We start from the raw sequence: 16,415 nt of genomic DNA on the forward strand, positions 1-16,415 counted from the left end.
GACTCAGCCCACCTGGAAACCGAGCGCCTGGGCCAGCATCACCGCCTGCTCGGCGTCGATCCGCGCGCCGGAACGCTGCACCGCAGTCGGGTCGAGCGCGGACAGGTCACTGCCGCGCAGGTCGGCCCGGATCAGCTTGGCGGCGTGCAACTCGGCGCCGGAGAGGTCCACGCCGGTCAGCGTCGCGCCGGTCAGGTCGGCCCCGGTCAGGTCGACCTCCCGCATCCGTACGTCGGTGATCCGCGCCCCGCGCAGGTCGGCGCCGGCGAGCGTGACGAAGGACCAGTCGCCCCGGTCGACTCGCAGCGGGCGCAGGTCGCAGCGGTCGAACGTGCTGCCGACCAGCTTGCAGCCGGTGAACTCGGCCTCGAAGAGGTTGCACTTGCTGAACGAGCACCTGGTGAACGCCGAGTCGGTGTGCCGGGAGGCGTTGAACGCCACGTTGCCGAACACGCAGTCGGTGAAGACAGCGCCCCGGCTGACCGCCTCGGTCAGGTCGACGTGGAAGAACTCGCATCGCACGAAGTGCCGGTCGGCCAGCTCCTCGGCGTACCAGTCCTGCTGGCGGTAGGTGACGTCCTCGACCGGCTCGGGCATGCCACCGACCCTAATGACACTTCCGGGGCCGAGGTACCTGCGGGTAGGTTCGCGTCGTGAGTGTCACGGTGAGCACCGATCCCGGCCACGTCGGCTTCGCTTCCGCCCGGCTGGCGCGGATCGACGAGCACTTCGCCCGGTACGTCGACGACGGCCGGCTCGCCGGCTGGCAGATCGTCGTCAGCCGCCGGGGCGAGGTCGCCCACTCCTCGACGTACGGGCTGCGGGACCGGGAGGCCGGTACGCCGGTCGAGGCGGACACGCTGTGGCGCATCTACTCGATGACCAAGCCGATCACCTCGGTCGCGGCGATGATGCTCTGGGAGGAGGGCCGGTTCGAGCTGAACGACCCGGTCAGCCGCTGGCTGCCGGAGTTCGCCGACGTACGCGTCTACGACCGGGGGTCGGTGCTCAAGCCGTACACCGTGCCGGCGGTCGAGCCGATCCGGATCTGGCACCTGCTCACCCACACGGCCGGCCTGACGTACGGCTTCGCCCAGGTCTCGGTGGTCGACGGCCTGTACCGGGCGGCCGGCTTCGACCTGGGCGTGCCGGCGGGCGCGGACCTGGCGGCGGCCTCGGCCGGGCTGGCCCGGCTGCCGCTGCTGTTCCAGCCGGGCACGAGCTGGAACTACGGCGTCTCCACCGACGTGCTGGGCCGCCTGGTCGAGGTGATCTCCGGGCAGTCGCTGGACGCGTTCTTCGCCGAGCGCATCCTGGGCCCGCTGGGCATGACGGACACCCGCTGGTGGGTGGACGCGGCGGACTCCAAGCGCCTGGCCGCCCTCTACGCCCCGCACCCGGCCACCGGCCAGGCGGTACGCGCCGACGGGGTGGGCCGGGCCGCGCTGGCGGAGCCGACCTGGCACTCCGGCGGCGGCGGGCTGGTCTCCACGGCGGCCGACTACCACCGGTTCACCCAGTTTTTGCTGCGCGGCGGCGAGCTGGACGGGGTCCGCCTGCTCGGCCCGCGCACGGTGCGCTTCATGACCCGCAACCATCTGCCGGGCAACCGGGATCTGGCCTCGTTCTCGCCGGAGGGCTTCGCCGAGACGATCCTCGACGGGATCGGCTTCGGGCTGGGCTTCGCGGTGGTGCTGGACCCGGTGCCGTCGCGGGTGCCGAGCAGCGTCGGCGAGTTCTACTGGGGCGGCCTGGCCAGCACCGCGTTCTGGGTGGACCCGGTGGAGGAGGTCACCGCGCTGCTGTTCACCCAGCTGATGCCGTCGAGCACGTACCCGCTGCGCAGCCAGTTGCGCCAGCTCGTCTACTCGGCGATCGTCGACTGAGCCGGTTCGGCGGAACTCCCGCCGCCCGCCTGTGGGCTGCCTAGCCTGTGAGGCATGAGCGACATCGTCGTGTTCGGCGCCGGCGGGACGGCGGGCTCGCGGATCGCGGCCGAGGCGGTCGAGCGGGGGCATCGGGTGACAGCGGCGGTGCGGCGTCCGGAGGCGGTCGGCTACCTACCCCCCGGCGTACGCACGGTGACCGGCGACGCCACCTCGGCGCGGAGCGTACGCGAATTGGCCGAGGATGCGGACGTGCTGGTGGTGGCCATCGGCGGCGGCGAGCGCGAGTTGTGGCGCGACGCCGCGCGGACGCTGGTCGACACGCTGCGTGAGTTGCCCGACCCACCTCGGGTGATCCACGTCGGCGGCGGCTCGACGCTGCTCACGCCGAAGGGCACCCGTTACCTGGACGAGCCGGACTTCCCGGAGGAGTACCGGGACTCGGCGCACGGCCAGGCCGACGCGCTGGAGTTCTACCGCACCAGCGCGGACGGGGTGACCTGGACGTACGTCTCCCCGCCGCCGCTGGAGTTCCACCCGGGTGAGCGGACCGGGCACTACCGCACCGGCACCGACCAGCCGGTGACCGACGCGCAGGGCCGGTCGGTGCTCACCTACGAGGACCTGGCGGTGGCGATCGTCGACGAGATCGAGAATCCCCGGTTCGGCAACGCCCGCTTCACCGTCGCGTACTGATCCGGCGCGTACTGCTTCAGTCGGCCAGCCGGGCCGGGAAGCCGCCGGTGGCGATCGGACCCCAGGACTCGATCGTGACGCGGATCAGTGACTTGCCCTGCGCGACCATCGCCGACCGGTACTCGTCCCAGTCCGGGTGCTCGCCGGAGATGCTGCGGAAGTAGTCGACGAGCGGCTCCAGCGCCTCGGGCAGGTCGAGCACCTCGGCCACGCCGTCGACCTGCACCCACGGGCCGTTCCAGTCGTCGGAGAGCACGCACGCGGAGACGCGCGGGTCGCGGCGGATGTTGGCGACCTTGGCGCGTTCGGGATAGGTGGAGATGACCAGGCGGCCCTCGGCGTCCACGCCGCACGCCACCGGGGAGGACTGCGGGCGCCCGTCGGAGCGGGTGGTCATGAGCACGACGTGGTGGCGGGGGCGGAGGAACTCGATCAGGGCGTCCCGGTCGACCCGGGTGTTCTTCGCGATGCTGCGTGCCATGCCCTCGGTTCTACCAGGCCGGCCGGTCGATCTCAGCGCGGACGCCCGGCGGCCCGCTGCGCCGGGACCTGCTCCGGCACCCGCGGGCGGGCCGAGGGCCGCCAGGCACGGCCGTTGGCGTAGATCACCCGGAAACCGAGGTACGCGGCGAGCGGCGCCCAGTGCGCCGAGCGCATCCGCACCTCGGCGGCGTTGTGGCGCTGACCGTTGGCGAGCACGTCGAGCAGCACCGTCTCGAAGGCGGCCGACTCGACCCAGTCGACCTCGCGGGTGAAGCCGCAGATCAGCGCCGCGCCGGTGACGTCGAGGAACTCGCGCAGCGTGGCGTCGGAGGCGCGCAGCACCGAGCAGCTGCCGAAGTAGAGGCGGCGGCCCTCGCAGCGGCCGGCCATCCGCTCGGCCACGTCCGACAGCTCGACCGAGTCCCAGTCGGTGAGGCAGAGCCGGCTCGGCTCGCCGTGCATGGCGAAGAAGCCCACCCGGTGATCCGCGTACTGCTTGAGCAGCCACCTGTCGACGAAGTAGAACAGCTCGTCGCGGGTGGCCGCGTCCTTGTGGATGTAGCGGATGCGGCCGAGCCGTTCGAGCAGGTCGAGCGTGGGCAGGACGGATCCTCGTTCGTTGAGGTCGCGGTGCCACTGCCCCTCGACGCAGAACACGCCGCCACGCGCCAACGCCCACCTCCCCGCCCGTCGAGGTCGCCGCCCGGGTCCGGGAGCAGACGTTACCGCCCACCTCCGACGGGCGACACCCGGCGGCGCGTTCGCAAACAGGCACTATTCACAGCCGATATCCAGCAACCGCCTGATGTGAGAACAATTTCGGCTAATCACCACGAAGAATCCTCTCACCTGTCACGGTGAGAGAGACGGGACGTACCGGTCGATGTGCCCGTCCAACCCCAGTTCCGCTCTGACATCGGGAGGACTCTGTGCGCGTCAACACCCTGAAGCGGGCGGCGGTCGCGTTCGCGCTGGCCCTGCCCGGGGCCGCCGTGGCGACCGTCGTGGCCGCGCCACCGGCCCACGCCGACGGCTGCTACACCTGGAACCGCATGCTGTCCCAGGGACAGTCCGGCTCCGACGTACGGCAGCTCCAGATCCGGGTGGCCGGCTGGGCAGCGTACGGCGGCATCGTCCGGGTCGACGGCGTGTACGGCCCGGAGACAGCCGCCGCTGTCAAGCGCTTCCAGGCCGCGTACGGGCTGCGGGCCGACGGCGTGGCCGGACCGAAGACGTTCGCCAAGATCTACGACCTGCAGAAGGACAGCGACTGCACGCCGAAGCACTTCAGCTACGCCGAGCTGGACAACGGCTGCGGCAAGGGCGGGTGGGCCGGTGGCCCGCTCTCGTCGTCGGCCACCCGGGAGAACGCGCTGCGCACCATGTGGAAGCTGGAGGCGCTGCGGCGCAGCCTCGGCGACAAGCCGCTCTACGTGACCAGCGGGTTCCGCAGCATCGCCTGCAACCGGCAGGTCGGCGGCGCCGCGGACAGCCAGCACCTCTACGGCAACGCGGCCGACCTGATCGCCAAGCACCGCAGCCTCTGCGACATCGCCCGTTCCGCCCGCGACCAGGGCTTCAGCGGCATCTACGGCCCCGGCTACCCGGACCACGACGACCACACGCACGTGGACTCGCGGCGGGAGAACAACCGGGACAAGGTGCCCAACACCAGGGACTGGTCCGCCCCGGACTGCGGGGTCGAGTAACGCGGTGACGGCGGCCCGGCACGGGGGTGGGGGCTCCCCGGCCGGGCCGCCGTCGGCATGCTCCGGCACGACCGACGCCGCTCCGCGACGGGGCGTCGACGCGACCGGAACCGGGCGCCGGGCGTCGGCTCACCCGGACCGGGCGACGGGTCGGATCGCCCAGGGCCTGGCGACGGGGTCAGCTCGCCCGGGGCCAGCGGGGCCGGGCGGTGGGAGCCGACCGGGCGGCGACGGGCCGCAGACCGGGCCGGACCGGCGGCGCGGCGACCCGCGGGACCGGACCGCGCGCCGCCTGAGCCGCGGCGGCCGGGCGGACGGCCTGACCCGGCACCGCCCGCGCCGGCTGTCCCGGCACCGGACGTCCGGCCTGCCCGGCGGCCGGACGGGCGCCGGACGGGCCGGTCAGCACGAACGGGAAGGGCACGTGCACGAACGGGTTGCCGTGCCGGATCAGCGCGTCGATCTGACGGTCGTTGAGACCGTGTGTCTCCAGTACCCGCCGGCCCCAGCGATGCAACCGGCAGGGGAACGACGAGCCGTCGTTGCGGCACTTCGGCCCCGCGGGCCACTCCTCGGCGGCGTGCACCACCACCGCCCGGACCGCGAGGCGGACGTCCTCGGGGGTCAACGGCGCCGGTACCGGCACCTCGCCCAGGATCTGGTCGATGGGATCCGTCGACTGCTCACCAACTCGCACGGCAGGCCTCCCGCAGCTCGGCAGCGGTGCAGCGGAACGGCCGCACCACATCCTCGACCACTGGTACGGCCGGGAAACGGCAGCAGTTCAATCCCGCCACGCGGCGAGCAGTTCGGCCGGCCCGATCGCCGTGACACCGTCAACCGCACGGCCACTGCGCACCACCGCGACGACCGGCGTCTGGTCGTCGGCGCCCGGTAGCTGGGCGCGGTGGTGAAGCAGCCGGGCCAGGTCGTGACCGTCGAACGCGCCGTTCTCCAGCCACTTGACCGAGCCCACGAACGTGATCCGCTTGGCCACCGGGCTACGGTCACCGCCGACCAGGTCGATCTCGGGATCGTTGATACGCGTCCAGTACCCGCCCACCACCGCCGTCTCGAACGGCAGGTGCCCCGGCGGCAGCCGGCGCAGCGACTCCCGGATCACCGGCTCGACCGCACGTCCCCGCCATGAGGTCCAGGACGAGTGGATGCGGGCGAGGGTCAGATCCCCTCTGCCGCGCTCGATCTCGGCGAGGTAGGGATCGAGGAAGGCGAGCCAGAAGCGGAGATGCGGATCGGCGACCACGTACCGGGTCTCGCGCGAAGGACGGGTGGACAGCGGGAGGGTGGCCTCCACGATCCGTTTGTCAGCCAGCAGTCGGAGCGCGCGGTGCAGCGAAGCCTGCGGGATTCCGCCGGCGGCCCGCGCGATGGAGGAGGCGGTGCGCTCCCCGGAGCCGATGGCGCGCAGCACCACGCCCGGCTGGGACTGCGGCGGAAACTCGGCAGCGAAGGCCCGTTCCCCGCTGACGATCAGTGCGGACGTGGGATCCGGGACAGCCTTGGCGAGGTAGTCGCGCACGGTCTCGCCGGGGGCCCAGTCGTCGAGGACGAGCGGCAGGCCGCCGGTGACGAGGTACGCATCGATGGCATCCGCCGACGGCAGCTGGAGCATCTCGCCCACGTCGCCGGGGCTCAGCGGCGGCACGACCATTTCGGTCGCGCGTTGGTGGAACGGCCGACCGTAGTCGTTGAGCGCCTCCATCATCGCCAGGTCCGAGCCGACGCAGATCAGCAGGACCGGCCTACGGGACAACTCCCGGTCGAAGACCTTCTGGAGGGTGCCCTCGAAACCTGGATCGGTGGCGATGAGGTAGGGCATCTCGTCGAGCACGACGACGCTGGTCTGGTCCGCGGGCAGCGCGGCGGCGAGGAGGGTGAGTGCCGCGTCCCAGGTGGCCGGTGCCTGCCCGGCGAACAGACCCGCTCCGGGAAGTGTCGAGCCGGCCGCCGCCGCAACGAAGAGCCGCAGGTCGGCGGCGGGTGTGGGTTGCGCCGAGGCGGTGAAGAAGAGGTGGGGTACGCCCGTACGCTCGACGAACTCCTCCACGAGGCGGGACTTGCCCACCCGGCGACGTCCTCGCATGAGCACTGCTCGTCCGGGCCGTCCTGCGCGTCAGACCAGGCCGGCGTCCTGGACCAGCAGGGCCACCTGCACGCGGTTGTTCAGGTCGAGCTTCGTCAGCAGGCGCGACACGTACGCCTTCACGGTCGCCACGCTCATGAACAACTCGGCGGAGATCTCCGCGTTGGTCCGGCCCCGGCCGAGCAGCACCGCGACCTCCCGCTCCCGCTCGGAGAGGCCGTCGAGCAGCCGTACCGCCCGCTCCCGCTTCGGGTCCGGGCTCGCCACCGGCGCGGTGCCGGTGACGTGCGCGATGAGCTTGCGGGTCACCGCCGGGGACAGCGTCGCCTCCCCCGCCGCGACCCGGCGTACCGCCGCCACGATCTCGGCCGGCGGGGTGTCCTTGAGCAGGAAGCCGCTCGCCCCGGCGCGCAGCGCCCGCAGCACCTGCTCGTCGGCGTCGAACGTGGTGAGCACCAGCACCTCGGGCGGTTCCGGGGTGGCCCGCAGCGCCTCGGTGGCGGCCAGCCCGTCGACCCGGGGCATGCGGATGTCCATCAGCACCACGTCCGGGGCGTACGCGGCGACCGCCGCCGGCACCTCGGCGCCGTCGGTGGCCTCGCCGACCACCGCCAGGTCGGGTACGCCGCCGAGGATCATCGACAGCGCGCCGCGGACCAGGGGATCGTCGTCGACGATCAGCACCCGCACCGGCGCGCTCACCGGGCCGCCCAGGGCAGCCAGGCGGTCAGCCGGAACCCGCCGTCGGCGTCCCGCCCGTGTTCGAGGCGGCCACCGGCGAGCGTGACCCGTTCCGCGATCCCGACCAGCCCGGTGCCGGCGCCGGGAATGGCGGTGGGCGACGCGCCGACCGGCCACGGGTTGTGGATCTCCACCGCCAGCCCGTCCCCCGGGCCGCCCGCCAGCCGGACCGTGACCACCGCGCCGGGCGCGTGCTTGCGGGCATTGGTCAGCCCTTCCTGCACGATCCGGTACGCGCTGCGCCCGATCGCCGCGGGCACCGCCTCCGGCTCGATCACCTCGTCGACCACGGTGACCCGTACCCCGGCGTCGCGACTCTCGGCGACCAGCGCGGGCACGTCGGCCAGCGTGGGCTGCGGCCGTTCCGGCGTGGCCTCGGAGCCGACCTCGGCCCGCAGCACGCCGATCACCTCGCGCAGGTCCTGGAGCGCGGCGTGCGCGCTGGCCCGGATCACCCCGGCCGCCCGCGCCACCTCCTCCGGCGGCGCGTCCGGCCGGAACTCCAGCGCGCCGGCGTGCAGGCTGAGCAGGGAGATCCGGTGGGCGAGCACGTCGTGCATCTCCCGGGCGATCCGGCCGCGTTCGAGCTGCCGGGCCTGGTCGAGCCGGAGTTGCTGCTCGGCCTCGGCCCGCTCGGCCCGGTCCCGCAGGGACAGCACGAGCTGGCGGCGGGCGCGGACGAACAACGCCCACGCCACCACCACGCAGATGAACAGCCCGGTCCACACGGCGGAGGCCCAGACCGGCAGCGTCGGGTCGGGCCGGACCGCGAGGTAGACCGGCAGGCTCAACAGTTGCCAGGCCACCAGCGCCAGGCCCACCGGCAGCGGCCGGTGGACCAGCACGGTGAACACGATGACCAGCAGCGCGACACCGCCGGTGACCGAGAAGAGCGCCAGCGGCGCGGTCGCCACCGCGAGCCCGACCGGCCAGCGCCGGCGCAGCCAGAGCGCGCCGCTGACGAGCAGGCCGACGAGCAGGTCGACCTCCTCCAGCCAGGCCGGACCGGCGTTGAGGCCGAACTCCGGGGTGGCGCTGGTCACGTCGCCGTGCGCGATCAGCACCCAGAGCAGCGAGGCCACGAACAGCACGCCGTCCACGAACCAGTCCCGCGGCGTCCGCCGGGCGGCTCGGGCGGGCACCAGGGAGCCCGGCAGGAGCCAGGGATGATCGGGTACGGCGGCACTGGTCACCCGTCCATGCTAGGAAGCCCTCCGGACCGGCTACCAGCTACCAAAGTCGACGCCTGCGGTGAACCGAGGTCGACGGCGGCGCAGACCGCCGGCCGCAGCGCGTGACCGGGTGGCCCCGGCAGGCTCGACGGCATGATCGAAGTCGACCAGCTCACCAAGCGGTACGGTCCGCACACAGCCGTCGAGGACGTCACGTTCCGGTGCGAACCGGGTTCCGTGACCGGTTTCCTCGGGCCGAACGGCGCCGGGAAGTCCACCACGATGCGGATGATCTGCGGGATGACGCCGCCCACCTCGGGCGGCGCCACAGTCGGCGGACGCCCGTACCGGCACCTGCCCAACCCGGGACGGGAGATCGGCGTGCTGCTCGACGCCTCGGCGCAGCACGCCGGGCGCACCGGGCGGGAGACGCTCACGCTCGCCGCCCGCACCATGGGCGTGGACCGGGGGCGGGTGGCGGCGGTACTCGACCAGGTCGGGCTGAACGACACCGCGGCCCGGCGCCGCGTCGGCGCGTACTCCCTGGGCATGCGGCAGCGGCTCGGCCTGGCTCTGGCGCTGCTGGGCGACCCTCGGGTCCTGATCCTGGACGAGCCGGCCAACGGCCTCGACCCGGAGGGGATCTTCTGGATGCGCGGCCTGCTGCGCGACTTCGCCGACCGGGGCGGCACGGTGCTGCTCTCCTCGCACCTGCTGCGCGAGGTGGAGGCGGTGGCCGACCGGCTGGTGGTGATCGGCGGCGGCCGGGTGGTCGCCCAGGGCGGCAAGGACGAGCTGCTCGCCGGCGCCGGCACGCTCGTGCGCGCCCGCGACCCGCACGCCCTGCGCCTGACGCTGGACCGGGCCGCGCTGCCCGCCACCGCCGGCACCGACGGCGGCTTCGTGGTCCGGGCCGAGCCGGGCCGGGTCGGTCAGGCCGCGGCGGACGCCGGACTGGTCCTCACCGAGCTGCGCCCGGCCGGCAGCGGCGGCCTGGAGCAGCTCTTCCTCACCCTCACCGCCGGCGCGTCGACCAAGGAGGCCGTCCGATGACCACCACTGCCGTTCCGACCGCCCGGCCGCGGCACGAGCCGGCCGTCGCCGGTCCCTCGCTGGCCCGGCTGACCGCCGTGGAGCTGCGCAAGCTCGCCGACACCCGGACCGGACGCTGGCTGCTGATCACGATCGGGCTGATCGCCGCCGCGATCGTGGTGGTGCAGCTGTTCGTCGTCGACGCGCCGGACCAGACGTTCACCGCCTTCTTCACGCCGTCGCTGCTGCCGGTCGGGCTGCTGCTGCCGGTGCTCGGCATCCTCTCCATCACCGGCGAGTGGTCGCAGCGCAGCGCGCTCACCACGTTCGCGCTGGTGCCCCGCCGCGAGCGGGTGATCGTCGCCAAACTCGCAGCGGTGGTGCTCGCCGCGCTCGCCTCGGTGCTCGTCAGCCTGGCCGTCGCCGCCGCCGGCACGCTCGCCGCCCGCGTCACCGGCGGGGCGGGTGCCTGGACGTTCGACTGGCAACTGCTGCCGCACGCGGCGGTGTTCCAGGTGGCGAGCGTGCTGATGGGCGCCGCCTTCGGCCTGCTGCTGCTGAACACGCCGCTGGCGATCGTCACCTACCTGCTGCTGCCCACGGTGTGGAGCCTGCTCGCCGCGATGATCTCCGCGCTGCGTGAGCCGGCCCGCTGGCTGGACACGTCGTACACGATGGAGCCGCTGCTCGGCGCCGAGATGAACGGCGGGCAGTGGGGCCGGCTCGGCGTCTCACTCGCCGTCTGGGTGCTCCTGCCGCTGGTCGCCGGTCTGGTGCGCACCATGCGCCGGGAGGTGTCCTGACAGTGACCGCATGGCAACCCGGCGAGGACGTCGTGGTCGACGGCGGACGCGGCGAGCTGGTGCTGATGTGGGCGGGGTTCCCGCTGCTCGGGGCGGGGCTGGGCGCCGGGCTGACCGCGGTGTCCGGCTGGATCGCCGGGCTGGCCTGGTTCCCGTTCCAGGGCCTGTTCGAGTTGCTCGACCGGTGGCCGGACGATCGGGCGTACCCGATCGGGGCCGGGGTGGGCCTGCTCGGCGGCCTGTTCCTGGCGGTGGTGGCGGTCCGCGAGCGGCTGACCGTCACGGTCGGGCACCGGACGGTACGGCTGCACCGCGACGGGCACGGCCGGGACCTGGCGCGCGCCGACGTTGCGGGGGTGTTCGTCGACGGCAAGGCGCTGGTGCTGCTGGACACCGCCGGTGGCGAGCTGGCCCGGGAGAAGTCCGACCTGGACGCCGAGCGGCTGCAGGAGGCGTTCACCCGGCAGGGCTGGCCGTGGACCGGGCAGGACCCGCACCGGGACGCGTACCGGCGGTGGGTGGAAGGGCTGCCCGGCCTGCCGTCCGGCGCGGACGCCCTGCTGCGCGCCCGGCAGCGGGCACTCGACGGCGGCCACGACGCCGAGACCCGGGAATTGCACGGGGAGCTGGCCCGGCTCGGCGTGGTGGTCCGCGACGAGGGCAAGCGGCAGTACTGGCGGCTGGTCGCCGGCCCGCCGCCGGGGTGACCGCCGCCGCCGGGCTGCGATCTTCGCGCCGAGGATTTACGTTCGTCCATGCGGGTGCGGCTCGCCGGACGGCGGCGGCCCGGCCGGAGTACGTCGGTGCGACGGGAGGGACCGGCATGGCGGTGGGACAGGGCATCTTCCGGCGCAAGCCGGTCGAGCAGATCGCCGACGAGACCGACGCGGGCCTCTCCCGCGAACTGGGGTTGTGGCAGCTCACCGCGATCGGGGTCGGCGGCATCATCGGCGCGGGTATCTTCGCGCTGGCCGGGGCGGTGGCGAACGAGACCGCCGGCCCGGCCGTGCTGGTGTCGTTCCTGATCGCCGGTCTGGCCAGCGCCGCCGCCGCGCTGTCGTACGCGGAGTTCGCCGGCATGATCCCCAAGGCCGGCTCGGCGTACACCTACGGGTACGTGGTGCTGGGCGAGGCGGTCGGCTGGTTCATCGGCTGGGACCTGCTGCTGGAGTACACGGCGATCGTCGCCGTGGTGGCCATCGGCATCTCCGGCTACTTCGGCTTCCTCGTCAACGAGCTGGGCGCGGACCTGCCGGCCTGGATGCTCGGCGCGCCCGGCACCGGCGACGGGCACCGGGTCGACCTGTTCGCTGTGGTGCTCTGCCTGCTCATCGCGTTCCTGCTGACCCGGGGCATCAGGGCCGCCGCCCGGTTCGAGACGTTCGTGGTGGGCCTCAAGGTCGCGGTGGTGCTGCTGGTGATCGTGGTCGGCTTCTTCCACGTGAAGACCGCCAATTACTCGCCGTACTTCCCGTTCGGCGTCGGCGGCGCGATCACCGGCGCGGCCACCGTCTTCTTCGCGGTCTTCGGGTACGACGCGATGAGCACCGCCGCGGAGGAGTCGCGCGACGCCCGCCGGCACATGCCGAAGGCGATCATCTGGTCGCTGATCGTCTCGATGGTGCTGTACGTGCTGGCCACGCTGGTGCTCACCGGCATGCAGAACTACCGGGACATCGACCCGGAGAGCGGCTTCTCCTCGGCGTTCGCGTCGGTCGGGCTCTCCGGGCTCGCAAGTGTGATCGCGGTCGGGGCGATCATCGGCATCCTCACCGTGATGTTCACGTTCATGCTCGGCGTGACCCGGGTGTGGTTCTCGATGAGCCGGGACGGGCTGCTGCCGGGCTGGTTCGCCAAGGTGCACCCGGTACGCCGGGTGCCGACCCGGGTCACCTGGATCGTCGGCGTCGGCTCGGCGCTGATCGCCGGCTTCCTGCCGATCCGGCAGGCCGCCGAGCTGACCAACATCGGCATCCTGCTGGCGTTCGTGGTGGTGTGCGTGGCGGTGATCGTGCTGCGCTACCGCCGTCCGGACGCACCGCGGACGTTCCGGCTGCCCGGCATGCCCGTGGTGCCGGCGCTCGGCGCGTTGTTCTCGATCTGGCTGATCACGTTCCTCGACCCGGTGACGTGGCTGCGGTTCGGCGCCTGGTTCCTGCTCGGCGCGCTCGTCTACGCGCTGTACGGCTACCGCCGTTCAGCGCTGGCCCGGCGCGACGAGGACACCGCCGACCGGGCGCGCTGACCGCGCGCCGCCCCGCCGGCCGACGTGACATGCCACATCCGCTGGCGCGTTTCCGGCATCAGAACGAACTGTTCGGGCATGTTCTCCGTACACACGTGTGGTTCGTGACGTCTACCTCGGAGGCATGGTGTCCGCACTTCGAACTGATCCATTCGCGGGGGCGATTCTCCAGGTCGGCGTACTCGCGGCCCTGGCCGGCACGGTCGGCCTGAGCGCGTACGGCTGGCTTGCCGGTCTGCTCTTCGGGGTGGTGACGGTCGCGGCGCTCGGATACGGGCTGCGCCGCTCGGGCGCGGACCGGCTCGGCCCGGCCGACTGGGTGACGCTCACCCGGGCGACGCTCACCGGCGGGGTTGCCGCGCTGACAGTCGACTCGTTCCGCGAGCCGATCGTGGTGCCGGTGCTCGTCGTCCTGAGCGCGGTGGCGCTGTCGCTGGACTGGGTCGACGGGCAGGTGGCCCGGCGTACCGGCACGGTGAGCGCGCTGGGCGCACGGTTCGACATGGAGGTCGACTCCTTCCTGGTCCTGGTCCTCTGCGGGTACGTCGCCGACCAGGTCGGTGCCTGGGTGCTGGTGATCGGCGCGATGCGGTACGTCTTCGTCGCCGCCGGCTGGGTGCTGCCGTGGATGCGCGGCTCGCTGCCTCCGCGCTACTGGCGCAAGGTGGTCGCCGCCACGCAGGGCATCGCGCTGGCGGTGGTGGCGGCTGGTGTCCTGCCCCGGCTGCTCGCGGTCGCGGTGCTTCTCGGCGCGCTCGCGATGCTCGTCGAGTCGTTCGGCCGTGACGTCGCCTGGTTGTGGCGGCACCGCGTACCGTCGCGGCGGCGCCCGGTGGCGCTCCCGGCCGCGCCGGTGTCCCCCGCGCCCGCCGTTCACCGCTCCGAGTGGACGCCGGGCGCGCGGATCGCGCGCGAGCCCGCCGAGGTCGGCGGGCGGCGCCCGTGACCGACCTGTCCCGCCGGGCGGACGGCGACGACGCCCCGAACGGCACCACGACCGACGGCACCGCGAACAACGGCACCACGACCGACGGCACGACGGCCGGGAGCGACCGCGCCACGAGCGACCCGGGCGACAGTGCCGCGTCCGACGCCGGCCCGGTCGACCGCACCCCCGGCCACACAGGGGCCGGGGACGACGGCGTCGCGACGCCCGGCCGACCGCGCGCCCGGCGGCTGCTCGCCGCGACGGTCACCGCGCTGGCCGCCGCACTCGTGCTGGTGGCGCTCGTCGCCCCGAGCGACGTCAACGGGTTCAGCCCTGGCGCGTTCCTGCGCATCCCGGTGGAAGGGCTGGTCGCCGTCGCCCTGCTGCTGGTCCTGCCGGCACGTCCGCGCCGGGTGGTGGCCACGATCCTCGGCGCGCTGCTCGGCCTGGTCCTCGTCCTCAAGGTCGCCGACCTCGGGTTCTCGCTGGTCCTGGACCGCCCCTTCGACCTGATCGCCGACTGGACGTTCCTCGGCGCGGGCGCGGAGTTCCTGTCCGAGTCGTACGGCCCGGCCGCCGAGGTGGGTGCGGTGGCGCTGGCAGTGGTCGCCGTTCTCGCCGTACCGCTGCTGGTGACGCTGTCGGCACGGCGGCTGGCCCGGGTGGTGGCCGGCCACCGGATGGTCTCCGCGCGCGCGACCACCGCGCTCGCCGCCGCCTGGGTGGTCTGCGCCGTGCTCGGCGCGCAGATCGTGCCGGGCGTCCCGGTCGCCGCAGACACGGTGGCGGCCGGTCTCTACGACCGTGCCCGGCAGGTACGGGCGGGCCTCAACGACCAGGAGACGCTGAACACGCAGCTCGCCGGCGACCCGTTCCAGAACGTGCCGGGCGACGAGCTGCTGACCGCGCTGCGCGGCAAGGACGTGCTGTTCACGTTCGTGGAGAGCTACGGCCGGGTCGCGCTGGAGGACCCGGGCCTCGCACCGGAGGTGGACGCCGTCCTGGACGAGGGAACCCGCCAGTTGCGGGCGGCCGGATACGGCAGCCGCAGCGCGTTCCTCACCTCGTCCACCACCGGCGGCGGGAGCTGGCTCGCGCACGCCACGCTGATGAGCGGCATCCGGGCGGACAACCAGTTGCGCTACACCAACCTGGTGCGCAGCGACCACCTGACCCTCAACGGCGCGTTCAAGCGTGCCGGCTGGCGGACCACACTGGTCATGCCGGCGCTCACCCGGGCCTGGCCGGAGGCCGACTTCTTCTCCCCCGACCAGGTGTACGGCGTGAAGGAACTCGGCTACCGGGGTCCGCTGTTCAGCTTCTCCTCACCGCCGGACCAGTACACGCTGTCGACGTTCCAGCGCCGCGAGCGCGGACCCGGGCACGCACCCGTGATGGCCGAGATCCCGCTGCTGTCCAGCCACATCCCGTGGACGCCGGTGCCGCCGCTGGTGGACTGGGACGACGTCGGCGACGGCTCGGTGTACAAGGGGACCGCGCGCGCCGACCGCGCCAAGGAGGGCACCCGGGAGGCGTACCGGCAGTCGGTGGTCTACACGCTGCGCACGCTCATCTCCTACGTGCAGCGGTACGGTGACGAGAACCTGGTGCTCGTGTTCCTCGGCGACCACCAGCCGGCCCGGGCGGTCACCGGTGAGGGCGCCGGCAAGGACGTGCCGATCACAGTCGTCGCCAAGGACCCGGCAGTGCTCGACCGCATCGCCGGGTGGGGCTGGCAGGACGGCCTCAACCCCGACCCGCAGGCCCCGGTCTGGCCGATGGAGTCGTTCCGTGACCGGTTCCTGCACGCGTTCGGACCGAAGTCCACCACTCACAGTTAGGGATGTCGTGACGATGCTCGCGCGGGCCTGGGGGATCACCCGTTCCCTGGCCGTCTACCACGGTCAGCCGGCCAAGCACCGGCGTGCCCGGCAGCTCTACGGGCAGTTCCTCTCCCCCGGCGACCTCGGCTTCGACATCGGCGCCCACGTCGGCGGCCGGGTGCGTACCTGGCGGCGGCTGGGCGCGCGGGTGGTCGCCGTGGAGCCGCAGCCGGACTGCCTGCGGGTGCTGCGCCTGGGCTTCGGGCGGGACGCCGACGTGACGATCGAGCCGACGGCGGTCGGTGCGCGGTCCGGCAGCGCGCGGCTGGAGCTGTCCAGCGCGACGCCGACGGTGTCCACCATGTCGTCGTCGTGGATCGAGTCGGTCACAGCCGATCCGAGCTTCGCCGGGGTCCGCTGGGACCGGTCGGTCGAGGTGCCTGTGGTGACGCTGGACGACCTGATCGCGCGGCACGGCGTACCGGCGTTCTGCAAGGTCGACGTCGAGGGCTTCGAGGTCGACGTGCTGGCCGGGCTCAGTCGTCCGGTGCGCGGGCTGTCGTTCGAGTACCTGCCGCCCGCGCACGACGCCGCGCTGGCCGCGCTGGAGCTGGTGGAGCGGCTGGGCGCGACGGCGGGCGGCTACCGCTACAACTACTCGCCGGTGGAGACCATGCGGTTCGCCGGCGACCGGTGGCTGGACGCGGCCGGGCTGGTACGCCTGCTGGAGACGTACCGCCCGTCCGGTCGCTCCGGCGACGTCTACGCCCGGCTGGCGGCCTCCTGAGCGGCG

17 protein-coding genes are annotated in these 16,415 nt (G+C 73.2%); 10 read left to right on the forward strand and 7 right to left on the reverse strand.

The window, feature by feature from the left end; all coding sequences use genetic code 11:
* Window positions 1–3: 3 nt before the first annotated feature.
* A complete protein-coding gene (locus BFV98_RS13705; protein WP_071096553.1) occupies window positions 4–597 on the reverse strand; it encodes a pentapeptide repeat-containing protein in 594 nt (197 codons plus the stop codon).
* A gap of 56 nt (window positions 598–653) precedes the next feature.
* Here BFV98_RS13705 and BFV98_RS13710 point away from each other — a divergent pair, with 56 nt between their 5' ends.
* On the forward strand, window positions 654–1,886 hold the full coding sequence (locus BFV98_RS13710) for a serine hydrolase (protein ID WP_013474203.1): 1,233 nt from the start codon (window positions 654–656) through the stop codon (window positions 1,884–1,886).
* A gap of 54 nt (window positions 1,887–1,940) precedes the next feature.
* Window positions 1,941–2,582, forward strand: coding sequence for an NAD(P)-dependent oxidoreductase (locus BFV98_RS13715; RefSeq protein WP_013284332.1), 642 nt, complete (start codon window positions 1,941–1,943; stop codon window positions 2,580–2,582).
* A 16-nt stretch (window positions 2,583–2,598) separates the two neighbouring features.
* Here BFV98_RS13715 and BFV98_RS13720 read toward each other — a convergent pair whose 3' ends face one another.
* Window positions 2,599–3,063, reverse strand: coding sequence for a PPOX class F420-dependent oxidoreductase (locus BFV98_RS13720; protein WP_013284331.1), 465 nt, complete (start codon window positions 3,061–3,063; stop codon window positions 2,599–2,601).
* 32 nt (window positions 3,064–3,095) lie between these two features.
* Window positions 3,096–3,737, reverse strand: coding sequence for a hypothetical protein (locus tag BFV98_RS13725; protein WP_030272928.1), 642 nt, complete (start codon window positions 3,735–3,737; stop codon window positions 3,096–3,098).
* Window positions 3,738–3,994: 257 nt separating this feature from the next.
* On the opposite strand from BFV98_RS13725, the gene BFV98_RS13730 reads away from it, so the two are divergent.
* Entirely contained in the window at window positions 3,995–4,774 is a 780-nt protein-coding gene (locus BFV98_RS13730) for a D-Ala-D-Ala carboxypeptidase family metallohydrolase (protein ID WP_013474201.1), read from the forward strand.
* Window positions 4,775–4,952: 178 nt separating this feature from the next.
* Here the strand turns inward: BFV98_RS13730 and BFV98_RS13735 are convergent, their stop codons facing one another.
* From BFV98_RS13735 to BFV98_RS13750, 4 genes are all read right to left on the reverse strand, one after another.
* Window positions 4,953–5,471, reverse strand: coding sequence for a hypothetical protein (locus BFV98_RS13735; RefSeq protein WP_013284328.1), 519 nt, complete (start codon window positions 5,469–5,471; stop codon window positions 4,953–4,955).
* 87 nt (window positions 5,472–5,558) lie between these two features.
* Window positions 5,559–6,878 carry an ATP-binding protein gene (locus BFV98_RS13740; protein WP_255368103.1) on the reverse strand — a complete coding sequence of 440 codons (1,320 nt, stop codon included), beginning with the start codon at window positions 6,876–6,878 and terminating at the stop codon, window positions 5,559–5,561.
* Window positions 6,879–6,908: 30 nt separating this feature from the next.
* Window positions 6,909–7,580 carry a response regulator transcription factor gene (locus tag BFV98_RS13745; RefSeq protein WP_013284326.1) on the reverse strand — a complete coding sequence of 224 codons (672 nt, stop codon included), beginning with the start codon at window positions 7,578–7,580 and terminating at the stop codon, window positions 6,909–6,911.
* Window positions 7,577–8,812, reverse strand: coding sequence for a sensor histidine kinase (locus BFV98_RS13750; protein WP_013284325.1), 1,236 nt, complete (start codon window positions 8,810–8,812; stop codon window positions 7,577–7,579). The genes BFV98_RS13745 and BFV98_RS13750 overlap by 4 nt, the downstream gene beginning before the upstream one ends.
* 132 nt (window positions 8,813–8,944) lie before the next feature.
* Here BFV98_RS13750 and BFV98_RS13755 point away from each other — a divergent pair, with 132 nt between their 5' ends.
* The 7 genes from BFV98_RS13755 to BFV98_RS13785 all read left to right on the forward strand — a co-directional run bounded on the left by BFV98_RS13755 (window position 8,945) and on the right by BFV98_RS13785 (window position 16,409).
* A complete protein-coding gene (locus tag BFV98_RS13755; protein WP_013474198.1) occupies window positions 8,945–9,844 on the forward strand; it encodes an ABC transporter ATP-binding protein in 900 nt (299 codons plus the stop codon).
* The gene (locus BFV98_RS13760) at window positions 9,841–10,626 is read left to right on the forward strand and encodes an ABC transporter permease (RefSeq protein WP_071096557.1); all 786 of its coding nucleotides are present in this window, start codon (window positions 9,841–9,843) and stop codon (window positions 10,624–10,626) included. Before BFV98_RS13755 ends, BFV98_RS13760 begins: the two co-directional genes overlap by 4 nt.
* 2 nt (window positions 10,627–10,628) lie before the next feature.
* Window positions 10,629–11,333: a hypothetical protein gene (locus BFV98_RS13765; protein WP_071096559.1), complete on the forward strand. Its 705-nt coding sequence runs from the start codon at window positions 10,629–10,631 to the stop codon at window positions 11,331–11,333.
* 116 nt (window positions 11,334–11,449) lie between these two features.
* Window positions 11,450–12,871: an amino acid permease gene (locus BFV98_RS13770; RefSeq protein WP_071096561.1), complete on the forward strand. Its 1,422-nt coding sequence runs from the start codon at window positions 11,450–11,452 to the stop codon at window positions 12,869–12,871.
* 124 nt (window positions 12,872–12,995) lie between these two features.
* Complete coding sequence (locus tag BFV98_RS13775) at window positions 12,996–13,817, forward strand: CDP-alcohol phosphatidyltransferase family protein (RefSeq protein WP_255368105.1); 822 nt, start codon at window positions 12,996–12,998, stop codon at window positions 13,815–13,817.
* On the forward strand, window positions 13,814–15,640 hold the full coding sequence (locus BFV98_RS13780; protein ID WP_071098873.1) for a sulfatase: 1,827 nt from the start codon (window positions 13,814–13,816) through the stop codon (window positions 15,638–15,640). The genes BFV98_RS13775 and BFV98_RS13780 overlap by 4 nt, the downstream gene beginning before the upstream one ends.
* 13 nt (window positions 15,641–15,653) lie before the next feature.
* Window positions 15,654–16,409 carry an FkbM family methyltransferase gene (locus tag BFV98_RS13785; RefSeq protein ID WP_071098874.1) on the forward strand — a complete coding sequence of 252 codons (756 nt, stop codon included), beginning with the start codon at window positions 15,654–15,656 and terminating at the stop codon, window positions 16,407–16,409.
* Window positions 16,410–16,415 lie beyond the last annotated feature (6 nt).

Origin of the sequence: Micromonospora sp. WMMB235, assembly GCF_001855515.1 — a bacterium.
Taxonomy (GTDB): domain Bacteria; phylum Actinomycetota; class Actinomycetes; order Mycobacteriales; family Micromonosporaceae; genus Micromonospora; species Micromonospora aurantiaca.

Bases quoted from the DNA above. Each gene is read 5' to 3' on its own strand.
- BFV98_RS13760 (WP_071096557.1), top strand. From the start codon at position 9,841: ATGACCACCACTGCCGTTCCGACCGCCCGGCCGCGGCACGAGCCGGCC.
- BFV98_RS13775 (WP_255368105.1), top strand. From the start codon at position 12,996: ATGGTGTCCGCACTTCGAACTGATCCATTCGCGGGGGCGATTCTCCAG.
- BFV98_RS13705 (WP_071096553.1), bottom strand. From the start codon at position 597: ATGCCCGAGCCGGTCGAGGACGTCACCTACCGCCAGCAGGACTGGTAC.
- BFV98_RS13755 (WP_013474198.1), top strand. From the start codon at position 8,945: ATGATCGAAGTCGACCAGCTCACCAAGCGGTACGGTCCGCACACAGCC.
- BFV98_RS13715 (WP_013284332.1), top strand. From the start codon at position 1,941: ATGAGCGACATCGTCGTGTTCGGCGCCGGCGGGACGGCGGGCTCGCGG.
- BFV98_RS13770 (WP_071096561.1), top strand. From the start codon at position 11,450: ATGGCGGTGGGACAGGGCATCTTCCGGCGCAAGCCGGTCGAGCAGATC.
- BFV98_RS13720 (WP_013284331.1), bottom strand. From the start codon at position 3,063: ATGGCACGCAGCATCGCGAAGAACACCCGGGTCGACCGGGACGCCCTG.
- BFV98_RS13785 (WP_071098874.1), top strand. From the start codon at position 15,654: ATGCTCGCGCGGGCCTGGGGGATCACCCGTTCCCTGGCCGTCTACCAC.
- BFV98_RS13740 (WP_255368103.1), bottom strand. From the start codon at position 6,878: ATGCGAGGACGTCGCCGGGTGGGCAAGTCCCGCCTCGTGGAGGAGTTC.